We start from the raw sequence: 22606 nt of genomic DNA, 5'->3' as shown, positions 1-22606 counted from the left end.
ATCGGGATGGCGGCGGCGCTGCGCATCGGCGCTATCGGCGCTTTCAGTGGTGCGTCCAGGCCTCCACCATCGTGCTGGCGCCGGAGATGTCGGGCAGCTTCTCGCCATTGCGCAACCGCTCCAAAAGCACCAGTTCGCCCTGCTGCATGGCAATGGCTTTGTCGGCCGCCCATTCGGCGCGCGCCGGCTCCAGCACCAGGACGCCGCTCTCGTCGGCAATCACCGCATCGCCGGGATGGACGGTCTGCCCGCCCACCGACACGGCGACATTGATGGCGCCTTCGAGGCCGAGGATCTTTGTGGTGATCGGCGACGGGCCGCGGCACCAGATGGGCAGGTCGGCGCGCCGGATTTCAATGAAATCGGTCGCCGGCCCGTCGATCACCGCGCCGACGATGCCGCCGAGCTTCATCGCGTGGGTGACCACGCCGCCCCAGCAGGCATGCTTGTCGTCGCCGCAGCGGTCGACGACGACGAAGTCTCCCGGGCGCACCAGCCGGGTCAGGTAATGCAGGACGGTGGAATCGGCATGCGGCAAGCGGACGGTCACTGCCGTGCCCGCGACGCGCTTGTGCGGCAGCACCGCGCGCAGCTCGCGGTCGATGAAGCCCGAATGCAGGAAATGACCGATGGTGGCCGTCTCGACCCGCTCCATCTTCGCGATCAGCGCCGCAGCGATCTGCCCGGGCATGGCATTGACGACAAACATCGGTATCGCCTTCTCGTCAAAGGACATGGTGCTGCGCCACAGGCACGTCGCGGCGCACCGCCGCGACCCGGTCGAGATCCACCCTGGCGCTCGCCGTGCCGACGCCGTCCGGGCATTGCGCGACCAGATGGCCCCAGGGGTCGATCACCATCGAGTGGCCCCAGCACCATTTCCTGCCGTCGGCATGCGCGCCGGTCTGGCCGACGGCGACGAAGCAGGTCTGGGTTTCTATGGCGCGTGCCCGCACCAGCACCTCCCAATGGTCCTTGCCGGTCATCAGCGTGAAGGCCGCAGGCAGCACGATCACGTCGGCGCCCTGGTCGCGCAGCGCCCGGAACAGTTCGGGAAAGCGCAGGTCATAGCAGATCGCGCAGCCGACGCTGGCCCGGCCCACCCGGTAGGTCACGACCTGCCGGCCACGGCTGATGATCTCGGATTCGCGATAAGCAAGGCCGCCGGGCGCATCGATGTCGAACAAATGCATCTTGCGGTACTTCGCGATTTCCCGGCCTTGCGGGTCGAAGACCAGCGACGTGTTGAAAAAGCCGTCCCCGGACTTCTCCACCATCGAGCCGGCGTGCAGGGTCACGCCGAGCTCCCTGGCCAGCGCGGACAGGCGCTGGTACACCGGGCCATCGGGGAAGGTTTCAGCGCTGCCCTGCATCGCCTCGCGGCCTTCGCCGAGAAACGCGAAATACTCGGGCAGAACCACCAGGTCCGGCTTGTCCTGCGCCACCACGCAGCGCACCAGGCGCTCGGCGTCGGCGACGTTTTTGGCCTTGTCGGAGCCGCTGTTCATTTGAACCACACCGATCTTCATCGCATTTCTCCAAGTCACTGCCGGCATATGGTCCGGCCTCGGCCAGCGGATGACAAACGACAAAAAATGGTCGTTGGTGACAGAAAAAACTTGTGCCCTCCGGAGGGCCGCATACACTGGCTGCGGATTCACCGGTCGCAGCGGTGCCCCGGCCAGAGCGCCATCTGGCCAAGGTGCGCGGCCTCGATGTCTGCTCAGAGCGCCCGCAGTGGTGAGCAGTTTGCACGGCGGTGTCGCACACACACCGCCCAAGGCGGGGCGCCATGGAAAACTATCTTCTCGACTGGGCCAATCTGCTGCTGCGCTGGGTCCATGTCATCACCGCGACGGCCTGGATCGGCGCGTCGTTCTACTTCGTCTTTCTCGACAGCAGCCTCACGCCGCCCGTCGATGAGGCGCTGAAAAAACAGGGCGTCAGCGGCGAACTCTGGGCCGTGCACGGTGGCGGCTTCTACCACCCGGTCAAGTTCGCAGTCGCGCCCGCGCAACTGCCCGAGCGCCTGCACTGGTTCTTTTGGGAGAGCTACGGCACCTGGATCAGCGGCTTTGCGCTGTTTGCGCTGTCGTACCTGTACAGCGCCCGCACTTACCTGATCGACCAGTCGCGCGTCGACTGGGAGCCGGCCACGGCCATCGGGGTGGCGCTGGCGTTTCTGGTGCTGTTTTGGTTGTTCTACGACGCCATCTGCCGCTTCTTCGGGCCGAAGAAGAACGCCGACGCCATCGTCGGCGCGCTGGTGTGCCTGCTGGTGGGGCTGGCCTCCTGGCTGGCCTGCCGCTGGTTTGCGGGGCGGGCGGCTTTTGTGCTGGTGGGCGCGATGATGGCCACGGCCATGAGTGCCAATGTGTTCTTTTGGATCATCCCCGGCCAACGCCGCGTGCTGGCGCAGATCAGGGCCGGCCAGCCGGTAGACCCGGTGCACGGCCAGCGCGGCAAGCAGCGCAGCGTGCACAACACCTACTTCACGCTGCCGGTGCTGTTGGCGATGCTGAGCAACCACTACAGCTTTACCTGGAGCCATCCGCACAACGCCTGGGTGCTGATCCTGATGATGTTCGCCGGCGCGGCCATACGCCAGTTCTTTGTGCTGCGCCATGGCCACCGGCTGGGCCGCAACGGCAACCCGCTGCCCTATGCGTTGCTGGGGGTGGCGGTGATCGCGGGCGTGATCGTCTGGATCAGGCCCGCGCCGCAGGCGGTTCCTGCCCTGGTTTCAGCCGCTGTGGGCGAGGCCGGCGCCGGCGGGCCCAATGACTATGCGTCGGTGCAACAGGTGTTGGCGCAGCGCTGCTACCTCTGCCATGGCGCGCAGTTGCAGATGAAGAACCTGCGCCTGGATTGGGCCGCCAGCGTCAGGCAACATGCACAGGCCATCTACCAGCAGACGGTGGCGCAAAAGCTGATGCCGATGAACAACGCCACCGGCATGACCGAGGCCGAGCGGGCGCTGATCGGCCGCTGGTTCGAGGCCGGTGCGCCCATGCCCTGAGTGAGCGGCTGCCGATCCCGTGAAAAAGACCCGGTTTGCGGTGTCGATGGCGGCAACGGGGGTTCATGCAAAAGACAAAATGCCAGCGACCCCATGCGCCTTGCCGTCCTTGCGTTTGCTTTGGAGCCTCTGCCCATTTCCTGTCGATCTCCTGCCGACCTCCTGCCGATTGGGTGCTTTCTCTTTCTGTTGCGCTGCCCAAGCCGGGACACGAGGGCATTGCCCGACAATGTGCAAAACCTGCGTCAATCTGCCGACATCGACATGGGGCCGTCGTTCAAACCTGCTGCGGCGCAAGAACGGCGCCGATAATGGCCCGGCTGCGTCTCCCATCCCACCCGGTTTCATCGATCCATGGCGTTCAAGAGTAGTAAGCACGTTGCTTTGGCCGCCATCGGCATGGCTGCCGCGCTGGGCGCCGCCTGGTGGTTCCAGAAACCGGCGCCGCCCCGGCCCCCGGGCAGCGCGGCGGCCCCGGCAGAGGCGGGGCGCAGCGCGCCGGTGACGGTGACGGTGCAAGCGCAGGCGGCCCGGCAGATGACGCTGCGCGACGAAGCCCAGGCCGTGGGCAGCCTGCGCTCGCGCCAGAGCGTGATGCTGCGCCCCGAGGTGAGCGGCCGCGTCACGCAGCTCAATTTCCACGATGGCCAGCGGGTGCGGCACGGGCAGTTGCTGGTGCAGTTCGACGACCAACTGCCGCGCGCGCAGATCCGGCAAAGCCAGGCCGAGCTGTCGATCGCCCAGGCCAACCACCACCGCAACCAGGAACTGGTCGCCCAGGGCTTCATCAGCCAGCGCTCGCTGGAGGAAAGCGCCGCCAACCTGGAGGTGGCGCAGGCCCGGCTGGCGCTGGCGCAGGCCACGGCCCGGCAGTTGCAGATCGTGGCTCCGTTCGATGGCATCGCCGGGATTCGGAGCGTGAGCGTTGGCGACTACCTCAAGGATGGGGCCGACATCGTCAACCTCGAAGACCTGGACGCGGTGTATGTCGACTTTCGCCTGCCCGAGCGCTTGCAGGGCAAGGTCCGCACCGGGCAGCGCGCGCAGGTGGCGTTCGATGCGCTGCCCGGGGTGCGCTACGCGGCCGTGGTGCAGGCCATCAGCCCGCAGATCGATGCCGACGGGCGCGCCGTTGCGGTGCGCGGCTGCATGGACAACCGCCGCCTGCAACTGCGCCCCGGCATGTTCGCCCGGGTGACGGTCGGGTTCTCCGAACGCGGCGACGCGCTGGTGATTCCCGAAGAGGCCATCGTGCCCGAAGCCGCCAGCCCCTATGTGCTGAAGATCGTGGCCGGCCCGCAGGCCGGCAGCCGCGTGGCCCGCCGCACCCCGGTCCGGCTGGGCCTGCGCGCCCCGGGCTGGGTGCAGGTGCTCGACGGCTTGCAGGTCGGCGATCTGGTGGTCACGGCGGGCCAGCAGCGCATCGGCAAAGACGACACGCCGGTGCAGGTGGCGCCGCAGCAGGACGCTGGCGCGGCGGCGCCGGCATCGCCCGCCGCCGGGAACGCCGCCGATACGGCCGATGCCGCCATGGCGGCCCCGCTGCCAGGCCCCGACCCCTGCCAGTCGCCGCTGCCTGATCCGCGCCATGCAGTTGGCTGAAATCTCGATCCGCCGGCCGGTCTTTGCCACCGTGCTGTCGCTGCTGGTGCTGCTGGTCGGCGCGGTGAGCTTCACGCGCCTGACGGTGCGCGAGTACCCGAAGATCGACGAGCCGGTGGTGACGGTGCGCGTGCGCTATGCCGGCGCGTCGGCCGAGGTGATCGAGTCGCAGGTCACCAAGCCGCTCGAAGATTCGATTGCCGGCATCGATGCGGTGGATGTGATCAGCTCGATCAGCCGTGCCGAGCAAAGCCAGATCAGCGTGCGTTTTCGCCTCGAAAAGGACGCCGACGATGCCGCCGCCGACGTGCGCGACCGCACTGCGCGCGTGCGCCGGCGCCTGCCCGATGCGATCGACGAGCCGGTGATCGCCAAGGTCGAGGCCGATGCCTCGCCCGTGCTGTGGCTGGCCTTCAGCAGCGACCAGCGCAGCCCGCTGGAGATCAACGACCTGGTCAACCGCATCGTCAAGCCGCGCCTGCAGACCGTCACCGGCGTGGCCGACGTGCCGCTCTACGGCGAGCGCAGGTACGCCATGCGCGTCTGGCTCGACCCCGGACGCCTGGCCGCTTACCGGCTCGACACCCGGGATGTGGAGGACGCGATCCGCCGCAGCAACCTGGGACTGCCCGCTGGCCGCATCGAATCGCAGCAGCGCGAGTTCAGCGTCACCTCGCAAACCGATCTGAGCACGCCGGCGCAATTCGGCGCCATCGTGATCCGCACCGTCAACGGCTTTCCGGTGCGCATCCGGGATGTGGCGCGGGTCGAGGAGGGGCCGGCCGACGAGCGCAGCCGCGTGCGGCTCAACGGCCGCGATGCCATCTCGGTGGGCGTGATCCGCCAGGCCACCGCGAACCCGCTGGAGGTGTCCCAGGGGGTGCGCGCGATGATGCCCCGGTTGCGCGCCGACCTGCCGGCCGACCTGGTGATGGATGTGGCCAGCGACAACTCGCTGTTCATCGACCGCTCGATCCAGAGCGTCTACCGCACCATTGCCGAGGCCGTGGTGCTGGTGGCGCTGGTGATCTTTGTGTTTTTGCGCACATTGCGCGCCGCCATCATTCCGATCATCACCATCCCGGTCAGCCTGGTGGGCAGCTTCGCGCTGATGTCGCTGGCGGGCTTTTCCATCAACACGCTCACGCTGCTGGCCCTGGTGCTGGCCATCGGGCTGGTGGTCGATGACGCCATCGTGATGCTGGAGAACATCTACCGGCACATCGAGCAGGGGCGCGATCCATTTTCCGCCGCCATCGCCGGCGCCCGCGAAATCGGCTTTGCCATCGTGGCCATGACCCTGACGCTGGTGGCGGTGTATGCCCCGCTGGCTTTCACGCCGGGCCGCACCGGCCGGCTGTTCGCCGAGTTCGCGCTGGCGCTGGCCGGGGCCGTGGTGGTGTCGGGCTTCGTGGCGCTGAGCCTGTCGCCGATGATGTGTTCGCTGCTGCTCAGGCACAACCTGCGGCCGGGCCGCTTCGACCGGGCCATGGAGCGCTGGCTCACGGCATTGTCGCAAGCCTATGGCCGCCTGCTGCGCTGGGTCGTCACGGCGCGCTGGAGCGGGCACGGCGCCGTGCTCGGGACGATTTTCCAGGCCCGCATGCTGGTGCTGGGCGTCATGGTATCGAGCGGCGCGGCCCTGGTGCTGGTGCTGCCGGCGATGCGCCAGGAGCTCTCGCCGCTGGAAGATCGCGGCACCATCGTGGCCAGCATCATTGCGCCCGATGGCGCCACGCTCGACTACACCGACCGCTACGCGCTGGCGCTGGAAAAGCTCGGCAGCAGCTACCCCGAATTCGACCGCGTCTTTGCCAACATCGGCAACCCCACGGTGGCCCAGGGCAGCGTGGTCTACCGCACGGTGGATTGGGAAAACCGCCACCGCACCACGCTCGATATGGCCCGGCAGTTGCAGCCCGAGGTGGCGAACCTGCCCGGTGTGAATGCCTTTTTGATCACCCCCCCTTCGCTCGGGCAGGGGGTTCGGTCGCGGCCGCTGACCTATGTGATACAGACCTCGGACAGCTACGAGAGCCTGGGCGCCGTGGTCGCTGACTTCATGGCCGCGATCGCAAAAAACCCCGGCATCATCGCGCCCAACGCAGACCTGCGCATGAACACGCCCGAGCTGCGCATCGAAGTCAACCGCGAGCGCGCCGCCGACCTGGGGGTGAGCGTGGAGGCGGTGGCCCAGGCCGTGGAGACCATGCTCGGCGGGCGCAACGTGACCCGCTACATGCGCGCTGCCGAGCAGTACGACGTGATCGTGCAGATCGAGGGCGGGCAGCGCAGCAGCCCCGGGAACATAGACGGCATCCACATGCGGGGCCGCAACGACGCGATGATTCCGCTGTCCAACCTGGTGCGGGTGAGCGAGGGCGTCAGCCCGCGCGAGCTGAACCACTTCGGCCAGCGCCGCTCGGCCACGATCACGGCCAACCTGGCGCGCGACTACTCGCTCGGCCAGGCCCTGCGCTTCATGGACCAGACAGCGGCCGAGGTGCTCAAGCCCGGCTATACCACCGACCTGAACGACAGCGCGCGCGAGTTCAAAAACTCGCGCGGGGCGCTGGCCATGGTGTTCCTGCTGGCGCTGGTGTTCATCTTTCTGGTGCTGGCCGCGCAGTTCGAGAGCTTCATCGACCCGCTGGTGATCATGGTGTCGGTGCCGCTGTCGATGGTCGGCGCGCTGCTGGCCCTGCAATGGAGCGGCGGCTCGCTGAACGTGTATTCGCAGATCGGCCTGATCACGCTGGTGGGCCTGATCACCAAGCACGGCATCCTGATCGTCGAATTCACCAACCAGTTGCGCGCGCAGGGCATGGCGCCGATAGACGCCCTGGTCAGGGCCTCGGCCCAGCGCCTGCGCCCGATCCTGATGACCACCGGCGCCATGGTGCTGGGCGCGATCCCGCTGGCCCTGGCCAAGGGCGCGGGCGCCGAAACGCGCACGCAGATCGGCTGGGTGATCGTCGGCGGCATGTCACTGGGAACCCTGCTCACCCTTTTCGTGGTGCCGACCGTGTACACCTTGTTGGCGCGCAAGGCGGTGCCCGGTGCGAACAATGCCGTGGTGGTGGCGGTGGAGCAGCAGCAACAACACTGACACGCTGCCGGCTGGCTGCCATGCCGCCCCGATCCCTGCTCACGGGGTCTGCGCCGAGATCGCCTGCACGCCGGCGCGTATTTCCGCGCCGGTCTGCGGCCGCACCAGCCGTGCCTGCTCCTGGCCATCGCGCAGAAACACCAGTGTCGGCCAGAGCCTGACGCCGAAGCTGCGGCCCAGGCGCTGGCCGGGGCCGTCCTCGACCTTGAGGTGGGCCAGGTCGGCGCGGCCTTGCAGGGCCTGCCCGATCAGCGGCTGCGCGCGCTGGCAATGGGGGCACCAGGGGGCGCCGAACTCCAGGACGGCGGCGCCGGCAAGGCGCCCGACTTCTTCGCGGCTGGGGGCCAGGGCCAGGTACTGTGCGGCGTAGGGCATGGGCGATGTGTGCGGATCAGATCAGATCGCGCCGTCGAACGGCAGCACGTCCACCGGCTCGCCCGCAGCCACCGGGCCCCGGTGGTGGTGCAGCACGATCAGCCCGTTGGCCTGGACCATGGAACTGAGCAGGCCCGAGCCTTGGTCGCCGGTGCTGCGCACCTGCGGCCAGCCGTCGGGGGCGGTGCTGACGCAGCCCCGCTGGTATTCGGTGCGGCCGGGCTTTTTGCGCAGGGCTTCGGTGCTGATGGCGCGCAGCAGCGGCGCTGCGGCTTGCGTGCTGCCCATCATGCGCAGCAGGGCCGGGCGCACGAACACGAGAAAGCTCACCATCGCCGCCACCGGGTTGCCGGGCAGGCCAAACAGCAGCGTCCCGCCGCGTTCGCGGCGGCCATCGGCGCATGATGGGCGCGCGCTGCTGGCGCCGCCGGCACCGCCGGCGCCATCGGCGCGGAGTTGCGGGGCAGCAATGCGCCCCACGGCCATCGGGCGACCGGGCCGCATCGCAATGCGCCAGAAAGCCATGTCGCCGATCTCGTGCAGCATCGCGCGCAGGTGGTCGGCCTCGCCCACGCTGACGCCGCCGCTGGTGATGATGGCGTCGGCCTGCGGCGCGGCGCAAAGCAACGCGGCCCGTAGCGCGGCGGGATCGTCGCGCACCACGCCCATATCGATCACCTGCACGCCCAGCCGCGTGAGCAGGCCGAACAGGGTGTAGCGGTTGCTGTCGTACACCGCGCCGGCGCGCGCGGGCTGGCCCAGGCTCAGGATTTCGTCGCCGGTCGAAAAATACGCCACGCGCAGGCGCCGCCGCACACTGACGCTGGCCAGGCCCAGGCTGGCCAGCAGGCCCAGCGCGGCCGGGGTGAGCAGCGCGCCCTGCGCCAGCGCCACGCGGCCGGCTTGCAGGTCTTCGCCTGCGCGGCGGCGGTTGTCGCCGGGTTGCAGCAGGCCGGGGGCGATGGTGATATGCCCCTCTTCAAGGGCGCTGGCAAGCTCCTGCGGCACCACGGTGTCCAGCCCGGCGGGCAGGAGGGCGCCGGTCATGATCTTCAGGCATTCGCCCGGCGCCAGCGCAGCCGCCCAGACCCTGCCGGCCAGCGCGGTGCCGGCCACGCGCAGCCTCAGCGGCTGGCCCGCCCGCAGTGGGGCGCCGGCAAACGCATAGCCGTCCATGGCCGAGTTGTCATGCGGCGGCACGCTGATGGGCGCGATCACGTCGCGCGCCAGCACCCGGCCCAGGGCGGCACACAGGCCCAACTCTTCGGTGGCGCTTTCGGCGCCGTCGACCGGCTCGACCAACTGCTGCAAAAAGGCGTCGGCCTCGGCCACGCTCAGGGCCTGCGGGTCGTAGCCGGGCAGCTCGGCGGCAATCCTGGCAATGGTTTTCATGGGCAGTGGGCAGGGGTTCGCAGGGGCTGTCGGTGGGCGCTGATGCACGGCTCAGACCCGTTCAGGCCCGGGGACTGCGGCGCCGTCTTCAGATGGCGCAGGCATGGCGGGGGCGGTGCTGCCGTCCAGCGCGCGCAACTGCGCCCAGGTGTTGATGTTGACGAAGGCCAGGGGGTCGTCGCCCGGTTGGTCGAACGGCACGCTGGCGCAGTGCTGCTGCGCCGCCCAGGCGCCGATCCTGCGGCCGCCGGCGGCGGTGAAAGCGCGCAGGCTCTGTTGCAGCGGCACGCGCAGCAGGCAGAACACGGGCTGGGGGCGCAGGCGCGCCTGGCCTGCGCCATCGACCTCGGGCGCTGCCGCCATCGCGATGTCGGCGCCTTGCCGGTCGGCCGCCGCAGCCAGGCGCGTGGCCAGGTCTGGCGGGAACAGCGGGGTGTCGCAGGGCACGGTCAGCAGCCAGCGCGTCCGGCAATGCTCCAGCCCGGCCAGAAAACCCGCCAGCGGACCCGCATGGCCGGCCAGCCCGTCGGGCCAGACCGGCACGCCAAAGGCTGCATAGGCCGCCAGATGGCGGTTGGCATTGATCATGCAGGCCCCGGTCTGCCTTTGCAGCCGCAGCAACTGGTGCAGCGCCAGCGGCAGGCCGCGAAAGCGCTGCAGGCCCTTGTCGACGCCGCCCATGCGCAGGCCCCTGCCGCCGCAAAGGACGAGGCCGGTGATGTCATCGGTGGCTGTCATGGGTGGTCGTGCGGCGTTGCCGTGGGGGGCGCTGGCGGGACGGCGCTCAGCCGCCGATATAACTCATCTCCACCCGCCGCGCGCCCTGCACACTCTGCGCGCCCTGCGCGCCACTGGCTGGCAGGCTGCCGCGCAACTCGGAATAACGGTCCGCGCGCGCTTGCCAGATGGCGGCGATGGCCGAGGCGATGGCCGCGTCGCCGCTCCCGCCGCGCAGCAGCGGGCGCAGGTCGTAGCCCTGGGTGGCGAACAGGCACAGGTACAGCCGGCCTTCGGTGGACAGGCGGGCGCGGTTGCAGTCGTGGCAGAAGGCCCGGGTCACGCTGCTGATCAGGCCCACTTCGCCCAGGGCCGGGTCATGCTGGCCGGCGGCGTTGGCGTAGCCCCAGCGTTCGGCGGTTTCGCCGGCGGCGCTCGGCGCCAGCGGCACCAGCGGCAGTTCGGCGCGCAGGCGCCCGATCAATTCGGCCGAGGGCAGCACCTGCTCCATGCGCCAGCCATTGGTGCTGCCCACATCCATGTATTCGATGAAGCGCAGCGTGGCGCCGGTGCCGCGGAAGTGGCGCGCCATCGGCACGATCTCATGCTCATTAATGCCGCGCTGGACCACCATGTTCACCTTGATGCGCGACAGGCCCGCAGCGCGCGCGGCCTCGATGCCGGCCAGCACCTGGGCCACCGGGAAGTCCACATCGTTCATGCGCCGGAAGACGGCCTCATCGAGGCTGTCCAGACTCACGGTCACGCGGTTCAGGCCCGCATCCCGGAGCGCCCGGGCCTGGCGCGCCAGCAGCGAGCCATTGGTGGTCAGGGTCAGGTCCGGCGCCTGGCCATCGGCGGTGCGCAGCGCGGCCAATTGGGCCACCAGCGCCGGCAGGTTCTTGCGCAGCAGAGGCTCGCCCCCGGTGAGCCGGATCTTGCGCACCCCATGGGCCAGAAACAGCCGCGCCAGCCGCGCGATCTCTTCGAAGCGCAGCAGCGCGCCATGGGGCAGATAGGGGTAGTTCTTGTCGAACACCTCCTTGGGCATGCAGTAGTTGCAGCGAAAGTTGCAGCGGTCGGTGACACTGATGCGCAGGTCGCGCAACGGCCGGCCCCGGGTGTCGGCCAGCAAGCCCGTGGGGGGCTGCGCCACGAAGGCGGCGCGGCGCAGATCCGCCAGAGGAATCACATGTTCGACCATCGTGCGATTTTGCCGCATGGCTGCCGACCGAAGGGGGCGCCCGACCCTACGGCGGCAGGGTCATCAGGGGTGCCATCAGGGGAGGAGCCGGTATCCGACCCCGACCCCGGTCGCCAAGCGGATGGAGGGCAAATATCACGTTCGGCGTGGGGGTTGCCCATCGAGAACCTGCCGAACCCTTGCACCCACCGTACCCCATGTTTCAACATAGGGTATATCGCGGGCATCCAGAGGGATTTTGAAACCGGTATTCAGTAACTGAAAACGACGAATCGTCGGAAACAAAATTTTTCCCGAAAGGGTGCTCGTTGACCGCATGCTCCTGATGGCGCCGCATGATCAGCATGATGATCTCGGCTGCGGTGCATTCCTCCAAGGTTTTCCCTGGCACGGAAATGGGCAGCAATTCCCGCATCGTCATTGCCGCGCTTCGCGGAAGGCCGAGCAGGTGAGAAACCGCCATCGTGGTCAGGGTCTTGCCTACCGAGTAGGTACCGGAAATTGCTATTCTCATTGCTTTTCTTCACTTCCTCGAAATTTTGTGAGCGACGCTGTACGGCATTGAACCTGACGGCGGGTCGAGAAGCTGACCGATTGGCGTGCTTCTCGACACTTTCACGGCCCAGGAATGCCCGAACTTTTTTGCTCCGTCCGGAGATGCAGGAAAATAAATCAAGCCCGCGCCGATTTCCTTCTTGGACCCGATGCAGCGACCAGTATCGTCAACAGAGCCAAAACCGCCGAGAAGGCGCTACCCCACAGATAAGGGTTCCAGCCATAATGTGCAGAGCTGCCGAAAATACTGGATGTCAGGCCCAGTATGACGCCGCCGCCAATCTGGAACGCGGAGAAAAACAGGCCCGTGGCAAGTCCCGCCTTGTCTTCTTCGATGTCACCGAGCGCCGCAATCTGAACGGATGGAAAGACCATGGCATATCCCAAGCCGAGCGGAATTTGCACCAGGAAGGCCAACACAACCGGCGACAGATGCCCGTTGGCGAGCGTCCAGAAGGTGTAAGCCACGACCTGGAGCGCCATGCCCAGCGCTATCAAGCCGGTGGCGCCGCGTTTCTGGGCCATGGCCGAGAAGCGCGGGGACAGGAACATCACAAACATGCCGATCAGCACGAAGGCGAAGCCGGTGGAGAAAGCAGACCAGCCAACGGACTGTTGGTAGTACAGCGTGGCCACGAACTGAAATCCGATGTACGCGCCCTGAAATATCGCAACCGTCATCAGCGCATTGCTCAGCTTGGCACGCCGGAAAATGCCCAGCGGAACCATCGGTGCCTCATGCTTTTTCTCGACGACGAAAAAGGCGATCAGCAAAACCAGAGATGCCACGATCGGCCCCCACGCCATGCTGTCCGACCAACCGTGGTCCGCCGCATTGGTGACACCGAATACAAACGAAACCAGGCCGGCCGTAATCGTGGAGGCGCCAATCCAGTCGAATCGTTCGTTTTTCCCGGTGCGCAGTGTATCGACCGGAAAGAAAAATGGCGCCATCAGCAGGACGAGCAGCGTAACGGGCGCGCCCATCGCCATCGTCAGCCGCCAGTTCAGCGTCGTGATCGCGCCGCCGAGCAGCATGCCCAGCACAAAGCCGGTCGCGCTGGTGGACGCAAATATGCCCAATGCCTTCGCCCGATCGACGCTATCGCTATAACTCGAAAGCAAAAGAGCCACCGCTGCCGGCGTCGTGAATGCTGCGGCAATCCCTTTGATCAGCCTGGTGGCAATCAGGGTGGGCCCATCCGTGACGAAGCCGCCCGCAATGCTGGCCAGAGTGAAGACGAGCAATGCCGAAATGAAAACACGGCGATGACCAAAGATGTCGGCCACGCGCCCGCCCAGGAGCAAGAAACCGCCAAAACCCAGGACGTAAGCACTCACGGCCCATTGCGACAGGGTTGGAGAAATATTCAACCCCTTCTGAATGGCAGGCAAGGTCACCCCTATCGTCGAGACATCCATTCCATCGATGAAATTGGCGGCGCACAGTAATAGAAGTGGAATTCCGACGATTGGTTTTCCGGGGACAGTATTTACTCGAGTTTCAGTCATTACATGCTTTCATTGGATTTGCTGGACATGGAACCGCGTCGCTATCGGCGCAGTGCCATCGCTCTGACACAGGCTCCGGCAGACTGAATTTCTTCAGGGCCATGGGGCCTGGTCGAGGGCGATTCTATGCTGTAACTTCGTTGCTTGCAGTCATGACAAATTCTCGCAATGTTGCAACAACATGTAAGAAACTGATGGTATCACTGACTTCCCGGTGCCATGGATCCCCAGACCCCGACACGCCGGCGTGGGCCTTGATGCCCTTGACTTGCAGGCAGGGCGTCGGCTGCCCGACCGGCACCAGGTCGACCATCCGATCCACACCCCCTCCATGGCGTCCATGGCGCCCATGGCATTTCTCCGTGCAACACGGACCGATGTCAGGCAGCGGCGTATCGAGATGGTGGCAAGAATGCCGGGCCGGGCATCGAGAGCATGTCGAGACAGCCCGCGCCGCCGGGCGTATTGGCCAGCAGGCCCGGCCGCGCCGCCGCTTCTTCGATCAGGGTCTGAGAATGATCTTGGCCGACGCGCTCCGCCCTTCGGCCATATCCCGAAACGCCTGCTGCCCCTGCGCCAGGGGGCGCTGCTCGACCCAGGCCAGATCGCCCAGCGCGCCCTCATGCAGCGCCGCCACGGTGGCGCGCAGATCGGCCGTGGTGTAGGTGTAAGTGCCTGACAGGGTGATTTGCGCGAGTGTCAGTTTGCGCATGTCGATCTCGCTGGCCCCGTCCTGCAAGCCGGCGTGCATGACCAGGCCGCCGGGCGCGATGGCGGCGATGGCCTGCTGGCGCGTCCGTCGGGCGCCGACGGCATCGAAGATGTAGTCGTAGCGGTTTTCACCGGGGGCCTGTGCGCGCGGGTCCAGGGTTGCGCAGCCGACATGGGTTTGCACTGCGCTGCGCCGCAGCGGGTTGGGCTCGCTGAGTGTCAGCCGGACGACGCCCCATCGTTTGAGCAACAACCCGGCCAACATGCCGATGGCGCCGCCACCGATCACCAGCACGCGGCATTCGTGCAGCGGCCGGGTCAGCATCTGCATCGACCGGTGCAGGGCATGCCATGCGGTGGCGGCCGGTTCGCTCAGGGCCGCCGCGATATCGGACATCTGCTGCGGTATGGCAATCAGCGCGGCGGCCGGAATGCTCATGTACTGCGCATAGGCGCCGGGCCGGGTCATGCCGATCATGGTGCGCCCGGCGCACAGGTTGTTGCGGCCCTGCACGCAGTAGTCGCAGACGCCGCAGGCCATCAGCGGGTTGCCGGTAAAGCGCGTGCCCGGCGCGAAGCCGCCCGCCGCCGACTCGACCACGGTGCCGACAAACTCGTGGCCCAGCTCCAGACCCGGCTTGCGCCGCGGGTCATGCCCATGCCAGGCATGCAGGTCGGAGCCGCAGATGCCGACGGCATCGATTTTCAGCAGCACCTCGCCGGCGACCAGTTCCGGCCGGGGGCGCTGTTGCAATTGCAACTCCTGCGGTTGCGTGTAGACCAGGGCTTGCATCGAATGGGTCCTCCTGCGTGTCTTGCGCATTTGCGCGTTTGCCGGGTTGGCGTGCTGCCACCGCGCCGTGCCCGGCGCGGCGCGCATGAAACGGGCGCGGCCCAGGCCGGGCCACCGGCGCACGGGGCCACAGGTGCACGGGGGGCATCAACGCGCGGTGAAGCCGCCATCGACCATCAGCGTCTGCCCGGTAACGTAAGCGCTGGCTTCACTGGCCAGAAACACGGTTGCGCCATACAGGTCGGTCAGCTTTCCGTTGCGCCCGATGCAGGTTTGCGCGGCGTTTTGCCGTGCCGATTCGGCATTGGCGAACATGGCCGCCGTCAACGCCGTCGGAAAGAACCCTGGCCCGATGGCGTTGCAGGTGATGCCGTGCATCGACCACTCCCGGGCAATGGCCCGCGTCAACTGCACCACGCCGCCTTTGCCCGCCCCGTAGGGTGCGCTGTCGGCCAACGCGCGGTAGCTCTGCAGCGAGGCAATGTTGATGACGCGGCCCCAGCCGCGTTGTTTCATGCCGGGCGCCAGCGCCTGCGTCAGGAAGAACGGCGCAGCCAGGTGCAACGCCAGCTCGGTGGCCCAACTCTCGGGCGTCACCGCCAAAAACGGTCGCCGCAGGTTGCTGCCTGCGGCATTCACCAGGATGTCCACGCCGCCCAGCATGGCCAAAGCCGTCGCAGCGGCCTGGCGCGTGGCGCCGGCATCGGCCAGGTCGGCCGCCAGGGTGGTGGCGGCGATGCCCTCGGCGCGCAGACGCGCGGCGGCCCGGTCCAGATCGGGCTGGCGCCGCGCCATCAGCAGCAGTTGGGCGCCTGCCAGACCCAGCGCCTGTGCCATGGCTTGGCCGATGCCGCCACTGCCCCCGGTCACCAGTGCGCGCCGGCCCGACAGATCGAACAGTTGCGCCATCTTCATGTCGACACCGGCGCGCCGAGTTCGAAGGCCGTGCCGGGAAAGTACTTGGCCAGCCGGTCATCGGCCGTGCGGGCATGGGCTTCCATGCCTTCCAGGCGCGCGATGCGGGCCGTTACGGCGCCGATGTCGCGCGCTCCTGCGCGCGTCATGCGCTGCCAGGTCAAGGTTTTCATGAACTTGTGCACCGACAGGCCGCCCGAGTAGCGCGCCGCGCCCTTGGTGGGCAGCACATGGTTCGGGCCGCTGGCTTTGTCGCCAAAGGCCACCGTGGCCTCTTCGCCCAGGAACAGCGAGCCGTAGCAAGTCAGGTGCTCCAGCCACCAGTCGAGGTGGGCGGCATGGATTTCCAGATGCTCGCTGGCGTAGCGGTCCGATAGCGCCGCCACTTCCTCGCGGGTGTCGCAAACGATGACTTCGCCGTAGTCGCGCCAGGCGCTGGCGGCAGCCTCGCGCGCCGTCGGCGGCAGTTGGGCGATGAGCGCCGGCACCCGTTGCAGCACCTGATCGGCCAATGGCCTGGAGGTGCTGAACAGCCATGCCGGCGACTCCTGGCCATGCTCGGCCTGACCGACCAGGTCGCTGGCCACGATGGCCGGATCGGCGCTGTCGTCGGCAATCACCGCGATCTCCGAGGGGCCGGCAAACACGTCGATGCCCACCGTGCCGAACAAGGCCCGCTTGGCCCCGGCAACGAACTTGTTGCCGGGGCCGACGATGACATCCGCCGGCTTGCCGGTGAACAGACCGTAGGCCATGGACGCAATCGCCTGCACCCCGCCGAGGGTCATGACCACATCGGCACCGGCCCGGTCGAAGGCGTACAGCAGGCAGGGATGCATGGGCGCGCCGCGAAACGGCCCCGAGCAGGCGATGATCGTCTCGACGCCGGCCGCCTTGGCCGTCGCCACGCCCATGTAGGCCGAGGCAATGTGCGCATAACGCCCGGTGGGGGCGTAGCAGCCGGCCACATTGACCGGTATCACCCGCTGCCCTGCGGTCACGCCCGGATGCAGCGCCACCGAGAACTCATGCAGCGACTGGCGCTGCGCCAGCGCAAACTCGCGCACCTGCGCAATCGCAAAATCGATGTCGCGCCGCACCTGCGCCGGCACCTCGGCGCTGCGTCGCCCGATCTCGGCGCGCGTGACGACGATATCGCCGTCCCATTGGTCGAGCCGCCGGGCATAGGCGCGCACTGCCGCCTCGCCGTGGGCGCCAATCTCGGCCAGCATGGCGCTGACCACCTGCTGCGCGCTGGCGGTTTCCGTCTCTGGTGTCTTGTCGGCTTTTTTCAGGTAGCGCACGGTCATTTCAATCCCTTTGGCGGTCGATGGCAGGCTGAATGGAGTCGGGCGCCCGCGCGTTGCCGGCGGGCTGGCAAAACCGGGGGTCGCAGCCGTTCACCGGGTTCGGTTGGCAAATTCGCGCAGCCTGGGATCGGCGTCGACACGCTTCATATAGGCGTCGGTGATGTACGCGCTGCTCGGCGGCACCGTATGGATGGCGCCCGTGCCGCGCATGAATTCGGCAATTTGCCCAAACCAGGCATCCATGTCGGAAACGTTGGCGTTGCCGCGCTGGCGCTCCATGCGGGCCAACTGCTGCGCCAGATCGAAGGTCGGGCGGCTGGCGAACTCCTGGTGCAGCCAAGCATCGGGGATGTCGACACCGCCTTGCCGGTAAAACCTGCGCATCAGCGCCAGCGCGTCGCTGCGGTTGGCGTGCATCCACGACCAGGCGCGCAGATAGACCGCAAGGAATTTCGCCACCTCCTCGGGGTGGCGCTCGGCGTATTCGCTGCGGGCCACCAGGGCGCCCGGAACCATGGCGCCGCTGTCTTTGCCCGAACATAGTTCGGCCGCGCCGGCCTTTTCCTGCACCGCATAGGTGTTGGGCGCCCAGAGACCGGCCAGATTCGCTGCGCCCGAGGCCAGCGCCGAGATGATCTCGGCCTGCCCCATGTTCTTGATGCTCACGTCCTGCTTGGACAAGCCATATTTCTTCAAGCAGGACTGCACCGCGTAATCCCCGGTGGAATTGCTGGTCAGCAAGATGGTCCGGCCCTTCATCGCGGCCGGGTTGGCGCTCATCTGCGCTGCCGCCGCCTTGCTGACCATCAATGCGTTGGCCGCCGACTCGTCATTGGTCAGGCCAATGGTCTTGATGCCGAAGCGCATATGGCCCAGCACCGCCGGCACGGAGCCGGTGCCGCCCACATCCCATGACTTGGCCGCCGCTGCGGCCATTTGCGGCACACCGGCCGGAAAGATGCTGAACACCGGTTGCAGACCCAGCTCGGCCCACCAGTTTTTCTCTGTGGCCACGAAAAACGGCAAGGCCCAGTACAGCGCTGGCTGGTAACTGACCCTGATTTCGGTGAGCGGCGCCTGCGCGCCCGGGGTCGCGCTGCCGGCGCCGCAGACGCCGCAGATGCCGCCGCCGACGACGGCACCGAGCAAGGCGCGGCGCAGCCGGGTCCTGACCGGGGTCCTGGCCGGGGTTTTCATCGGGGTTTCCATCGGATTTTCCTCCAGCCATGACAATGAAAAAACCATCGCTCGCCGCCGGCACTCAGTGCGCGCCCCGGTCATGCGGCTCACGCAACTGTTTCCATATCCGGGCGCGAAGCTGCACGAAAGAGGGCTGCTCCATCACGTCCTCGATGCGCGTCAGCGCGTCCCAGCCCTCGGCCTCGCGAACGGGCTTGATGGCGATGATGTCCCGCACCGTGCCGGGGCGGCGTGTCATCACCACGACGCGGTCGGCCAGGTACACAGCCTCTTCCACCGCATGGGTGATGAAAAGCACGGTGCGGGGATGGCGGCGCGTCAGGCGCACCAACTCCTCTTGCATCACGACGCGGGTCTGCGCGTCGAGCGCGCCGAAGGGTTCATCCATCAGCAACACCTTCGGGTCGAGCACGTAGACCCGGGCAATCGCCACCCGCTGCTGCATGCCGCCCGAGAGTTGGTGGGGAAAGGCCTTTTCGTAGCCCTCCAGGCCCATCAGTGCAATGTGCTGCCGGATGCGCTTCGTTCTTTCGGCCGCCGCGATGCCCAGGCCATGCAGGCCGAACCCGATGTTGTCCCAGACGGTCTTCCAGGGAAAGAGCGCAAACTGCTGAAACACCACCGCCCGCTCCGGGCCGGGGCGGGTCACCACCTCGCTGTCGACCATCACACAGCCGCCCGTGGGCTGATCGAGACCGGCGGCCATGCGCATGCAAGTGGTTTTGCCACAGCCCGACGGCCCGACGATGGCGACGAACTCGCGCGCACCGACCTGCAGGTTGACCCCCCGCAGCGCAACCACATCCCGGTTGCCCTGGCGAAATGTCCGCTCCACATCATTGAATTGGATAGTGGCCATGGGGCTCCTTGGCTGAACGTCGTCAAAGGCCGCGCTTTACCGCCCGCGACGGGTCTGAATCGATTGCTGCAGGCCGCGCAGCAGCACATCGATGACCAGGCCGACCAGGCCGATGGCCAGCATCGCGCTCATCACCGTGGCGGTCGCAAGACCGGCCTGCCCCTTGACCATCAAATAGCCCACGCCGCTGGAGGCCACGATCAACTCGGCGCCGACGAGCGACTGCCAGGCCAGGCCGGCCGAGATGCGCAGGCCCGCCACGATGGCCGGCACCGCCGCTGGCAGCATGACCTGCGTGATGCCGCGCCATGGCCCTGCGCCCAACATGCGGGCGGCCTCGATGTACTTGCGGTCGACGAACCTGGCGCCACGATAGGTATTGATCAAAACCGGCGGCAGCGCGCCCATGAAAATGATCAGCACCGGCCCGCCGATGCCGGTGCCAAACCAGAGCGCGGCAAATGGCACCCAGGCAATCGGCGCAACGAACCGCACGGCCTCGAACACCGGGCCGATGATCTCGTCCACCCAGCGAAACCAGGCCATCAGCAGACCCAGCGCAATGCCGGTCAGCAGCGCCAAAACGAAGCCCATGGCAAAACGCTGCAAGCTCGACAGCAGGTGGACTGGCAGCGTATGGCCGGCAAAAGGCTCGCGGGTCAGTTCGACCAAGCGCCCGATGATGTCCCAGGGCGCAGGAAAAAAAGCGCGTGGCACCCATCCCGTCAGGGCCATTGCAGACCACAGGCAGACGAAGCCGCTGGCGCCCGCCACGCTCAAGGCCCCCAGGCGCCCCGCAGGCAAACCGGGTTGCAGCATCACGGCTGCCTCCAGGGCATGGCCCGCGTCTCGAACCAGGCCAAGGCCCGCGTCATCAGCCAGCCGCACAAGGCCACGCTGATCATCCCGACCAGAATCATGGGCGGATGGATATCTTGCGCCCCCTGGTTCAGGATTTGCCCCAGGCCCGCAACGGCGCCGACCAACTCGGCCGCCACCAGCGTGGTCCATGACGCTTGCAGCGACAAGCGCAAGCCGGTGAAGATGCTCGGCAGCGCCCCGGGAATCAGCACTTCGCGCCAGTAGCGCCAACCCGTGATGCGCAGCATGGCGCTGGCTTCGAGCAGCGGGCGGTCGATTTGGCGCACGCCGCTGAAGCTGTTGATCACCGAAGGCACGAAGGCGGCCACGAAGATCACCATGACCTTCGCCGCATCGCCCAGACCCAGCCACACGATGGCCAGCGGAATCCAGGCCAGCGGCGGTATCGGGCGCAGCAACAGGAACACGGGGTTGACCAATGCCTCCACCGTGCGGCTGGCACCCATCGCCAGCCCCAGCAGCACGCCCGGCGTAGCGGCGACGACAAAGCCCAGGCCCACCAGCCGCACGCTGCGCAGCGCATGCTCATGCCAGAGCGCGTTGCCGTAGCCATCGAAAAGGATTTGCTGGCCGGCCGCCAGGGTTTGGGCCGGCCCCGGAAAGCGCATGCCGGACACCAGACCAAAAGCATCGGTCAGACCCCACCACAGCAGCAGCAGCGCGCCCAGCGTCACCAGCACGCGCAGCAGCCCCCGGCCCAGCGCAAGACAAGCCGCGCCGATGCGGGAACTGCGCTCCAGGCCACGGGCGGCAAGCGGATGAAAGGTTTTCGCAAGGGTCACCCAAGGCTCCGGCGTTGGTTTGGGATGGGTTTGTAAGCGCTTTCATTGTTGGCTTTCCAACCCACCCCTGTCAATCGGCGATGGACAGCAATCGCTCATTGATAACCCGGTGTGGAAAACCCCGACACCGGGGCTGAAAGCGCGTACATTCGATGCCCATGACCTCACCCGGGAACAAGCACCCCACCATCGATGACGTGGCCCGCAAGGCGGCTGTTTCGACGGCCACGGTGTCGCGCGTGCTGAATCGGCCGCAGGCGGTCAGCGCGTCCTTGCGCAGCAAAGTGGCTGCGGCGGTGACGCGGCTGGGCTATGTGCCGCATGCCGGCGCGCGGGCATTGATGCTGCGGCGCTCCGGCACCGTCGGCGCGGTGTTTCCGACCGTGGACAACGCCATCTTTGCCACGGCCATCGATGCGCTCGGGCGGCGCCTGGCGCAGTCGGACATTCAGTTATTGATCGCCACCAGTGGCTACGATGTGTTGGGCGAAATGCGGCAGGCCATCAACCTGGTCACCCGGGGCGCCGATGCACTGGTGCTGTGCGGTCTTTGCCAGCATCCCGACTTGCTGCACTTCATCGCTCGGCGCAGCCTGCCCTGCGTGCATGTGATGGTGCATGAGCCGAGCGGCAAGCATGTCAATGTCGGCTTCGACAATGCCGCCGCCATGGCCCAGGCCACCCGCTACCTGATCGACTTGGGGCATCGCCGCATCGCCATGCTGGCCGGCATCACGCAGCACAACGACCGCGCCATGCAGCGCGTCGAAGGTGTGCGCCGGGCATTGCAGGCGGCGGGGCTGGATTTTCCGGAGCAACGGCTGGTGCAGCGGCCCTACGCCCTGGCCGATGCGCGCGCAGGTCTGCGCCAACTGATGGCGCAAGACCCGGCCCCCACGGCAGTGGTGTGCGGCAACGACGTGCTGGCGTTTGGCGCGCTGCTGGAGGCCAACAGCCTTGGCCTGAAAGTGCCCGCCGAGCTGTCGATCGTCGGTTTCGACGACCTCGAAATGGCGCGCCATTTGCAACCGGCCCTGACCACCGTGCGCATCCCCACGCAGACCATGTGGAGCAGCGCCGCCGACCGCATCGTGGCCGCCATGGGCGGGCAGGCGTTTCCCCGCAGCACGGAAATCGACGTGGCACTCGTGGTGCGCCAATCCACCGCGCCGGTGCGATCGGAAAAGCGCGGGCCATGAGCGCTGCCCGGCCGCCCGAAGGCGCTCATACCGCAGCCGAAGGCGAAGGTGCCCCAGTGATCGCCGCCCGGCCGCCCGAAGGCGCTCATACCGCAGCCGGAGGCGAAGGTACTCCGGTGAACGCGCCGCCGGCCCCGGCGTTGCGCGCCAGCATCCCGCGCACGCGCGCCGACTTCCACGCCGCGCAGGGCGTGCTGCTGGTGGTGCGCCACGCGCCGCCTGCGCCTGCGCCGGTCGCCGGCCAGCCCGCGCAGGTGGCGGGCAACCCGGCCGAGGGCGTGGAGATACTGCTAGTGTCGCGTCACCGATCATCTGTCGGTCTGCGCTGGCCATCGAAGCGCATCGCGGCGTTGCATCGCTTGCCAATACAGCTCGGTATGGGCTGCGCGATGCGCCTTGCGCTGCGCTCCGATGGCTGCGCGCAGCCTACGACATCTGATCCGTGACGCGACACTAGCGCGCAGCCACCG

Annotated in this window: 20 protein-coding genes; 5 read left to right on the top strand and 15 right to left on the bottom strand. The window is 67.4% G+C overall.

The features are described 5' to 3' along the window. Window positions 1–43: 43 nt before the first annotated feature. Together VEIS_RS03820 and VEIS_RS03815 are read right to left on the bottom strand one after the other, a co-directional pair. Window positions 44–691, bottom strand: a complete 648-nt coding sequence (locus VEIS_RS03820; RefSeq protein WP_198137951.1) for an RraA family protein — start codon at window positions 689–691, stop codon at window positions 44–46. 34 nt (window positions 692–725) lie between these two features. Next, a complete protein-coding gene (locus tag VEIS_RS03815) occupies window positions 726–1529 on the bottom strand; it encodes a carbon-nitrogen hydrolase family protein (RefSeq protein WP_083758561.1) in 804 nt (267 codons plus the stop codon). A 263-nt stretch (window positions 1530–1792) separates the two neighbouring features. Here VEIS_RS03815 and VEIS_RS03810 point away from each other — a divergent pair, with 263 nt between their 5' ends. The 3 genes from VEIS_RS03810 to VEIS_RS03800 all read left to right on the top strand — a co-directional run bounded on the left by VEIS_RS03810 (window position 1793) and on the right by VEIS_RS03800 (window position 7730). Next, window positions 1793–3019, top strand: a complete 1227-nt coding sequence (locus VEIS_RS03810; protein ID WP_011808574.1) for a urate hydroxylase PuuD — start codon at window positions 1793–1795, stop codon at window positions 3017–3019. A 354-nt stretch (window positions 3020–3373) separates the two neighbouring features. Further along, window positions 3374–4621 carry an efflux RND transporter periplasmic adaptor subunit gene (locus VEIS_RS03805; RefSeq protein ID WP_011808573.1) on the top strand — a complete coding sequence of 416 codons (1248 nt, stop codon included), beginning with the start codon at window positions 3374–3376 and terminating at the stop codon, window positions 4619–4621. Then, window positions 4608–7730 (top strand): efflux RND transporter permease subunit, encoded by a 3123-nt coding sequence (locus VEIS_RS03800; RefSeq protein ID WP_011808572.1) that lies wholly within the window; start codon window positions 4608–4610, stop codon window positions 7728–7730. The genes VEIS_RS03805 and VEIS_RS03800 overlap by 14 nt, the downstream gene beginning before the upstream one ends. Window positions 7731–7769: 39 nt before the next feature. Here the strand turns inward: VEIS_RS03800 and VEIS_RS03795 are convergent, their stop codons facing one another. From VEIS_RS03795 to VEIS_RS03740, 13 genes are all read right to left on the bottom strand, one after another. Continuing rightward, on the bottom strand, window positions 7770–8105 hold the full coding sequence (locus VEIS_RS03795) for a thioredoxin family protein (RefSeq protein ID WP_011808571.1): 336 nt from the start codon (window positions 8103–8105) through the stop codon (window positions 7770–7772). 21 nt (window positions 8106–8126) lie between these two features. Continuing rightward, entirely contained in the window at window positions 8127–9497 is a 1371-nt protein-coding gene (gene moeA / locus VEIS_RS03790) for a molybdopterin molybdotransferase MoeA (RefSeq protein WP_041949790.1), read from the bottom strand. A 51-nt stretch (window positions 9498–9548) separates the two neighbouring features. Next, entirely contained in the window at window positions 9549–10235 is a 687-nt protein-coding gene (mobA, locus tag VEIS_RS03785) for a molybdenum cofactor guanylyltransferase MobA (protein WP_011808569.1), read from the bottom strand. 46 nt (window positions 10236–10281) lie between these two features. Beyond that, entirely contained in the window at window positions 10282–11418 is a 1137-nt protein-coding gene (gene moaA, locus VEIS_RS03780) for a GTP 3',8-cyclase MoaA (protein ID WP_041950498.1), read from the bottom strand. A 202-nt stretch (window positions 11419–11620) separates the two neighbouring features. After that, complete coding sequence (locus tag VEIS_RS25435; RefSeq protein ID WP_011808567.1) at window positions 11621–11932, bottom strand: hypothetical protein; 312 nt, start codon at window positions 11930–11932, stop codon at window positions 11621–11623. Between the two features lie 158 nt (window positions 11933–12090). After that, window positions 12091–13485, bottom strand: coding sequence for an MFS transporter (locus tag VEIS_RS03775; RefSeq protein ID WP_011808566.1), 1395 nt, complete (start codon window positions 13483–13485; stop codon window positions 12091–12093). A gap of 502 nt (window positions 13486–13987) precedes the next feature. After that, window positions 13988–14989, bottom strand: coding sequence for a galactitol-1-phosphate 5-dehydrogenase (locus VEIS_RS03770; RefSeq protein WP_011808565.1), 1002 nt, complete (start codon window positions 14987–14989; stop codon window positions 13988–13990). A 147-nt stretch (window positions 14990–15136) separates the two neighbouring features. Beyond that, window positions 15137–15904, bottom strand: a complete 768-nt coding sequence (locus VEIS_RS03765) for an SDR family NAD(P)-dependent oxidoreductase (protein WP_011808564.1) — start codon at window positions 15902–15904, stop codon at window positions 15137–15139. Next, window positions 15901–17214 (bottom strand): sulfopropanediol 3-dehydrogenase, encoded by a 1314-nt coding sequence (gene hpsN / locus VEIS_RS03760; RefSeq protein WP_011808563.1) that lies wholly within the window; start codon window positions 17212–17214, stop codon window positions 15901–15903. The genes VEIS_RS03765 and hpsN overlap by 4 nt, the downstream gene beginning before the upstream one ends. Before the next feature lie 90 nt (window positions 17215–17304). After that, window positions 17305–18423 (bottom strand): ABC transporter substrate-binding protein, encoded by a 1119-nt coding sequence (locus VEIS_RS03755; RefSeq protein WP_232287836.1) that lies wholly within the window; start codon window positions 18421–18423, stop codon window positions 17305–17307. Between the two features lie 52 nt (window positions 18424–18475). Then, window positions 18476–19273 (bottom strand): ABC transporter ATP-binding protein, encoded by a 798-nt coding sequence (locus VEIS_RS03750; RefSeq protein ID WP_011808561.1) that lies wholly within the window; start codon window positions 19271–19273, stop codon window positions 18476–18478. Window positions 19274–19309: 36 nt separating this feature from the next. Then, entirely contained in the window at window positions 19310–20092 is a 783-nt protein-coding gene (locus VEIS_RS03745) for an ABC transporter permease (protein ID WP_011808560.1), read from the bottom strand. After that, a complete protein-coding gene (locus tag VEIS_RS03740; RefSeq protein ID WP_011808559.1) occupies window positions 20092–20937 on the bottom strand; it encodes an ABC transporter permease in 846 nt (281 codons plus the stop codon). The genes VEIS_RS03745 and VEIS_RS03740 overlap by 1 nt, the downstream gene beginning before the upstream one ends. A gap of 152 nt (window positions 20938–21089) precedes the next feature. On the opposite strand from VEIS_RS03740, the gene VEIS_RS03735 reads away from it, so the two are divergent. Together VEIS_RS03735 and VEIS_RS28220 are read left to right on the top strand one after the other, a co-directional pair. Continuing rightward, a complete protein-coding gene (locus tag VEIS_RS03735; RefSeq protein WP_011808558.1) occupies window positions 21090–22136 on the top strand; it encodes a LacI family DNA-binding transcriptional regulator in 1047 nt (348 codons plus the stop codon). Then, complete coding sequence (locus VEIS_RS28220) at window positions 22133–22582, top strand: hypothetical protein (RefSeq protein WP_011808557.1); 450 nt, start codon at window positions 22133–22135, stop codon at window positions 22580–22582. The genes VEIS_RS03735 and VEIS_RS28220 overlap by 4 nt, the downstream gene beginning before the upstream one ends. Window positions 22583–22606: the final 24 nt, after the last annotated feature.

The organism is Verminephrobacter eiseniae EF01-2 (assembly GCF_000015565.1).
Lineage (GTDB): Bacteria > Pseudomonadota > Gammaproteobacteria > Burkholderiales > Burkholderiaceae_C > Acidovorax > Acidovorax eiseniae.
Note: the sequence above shows the minus strand (reverse complement) of the source record. Positions and strands in the feature narration are given on the sequence as shown.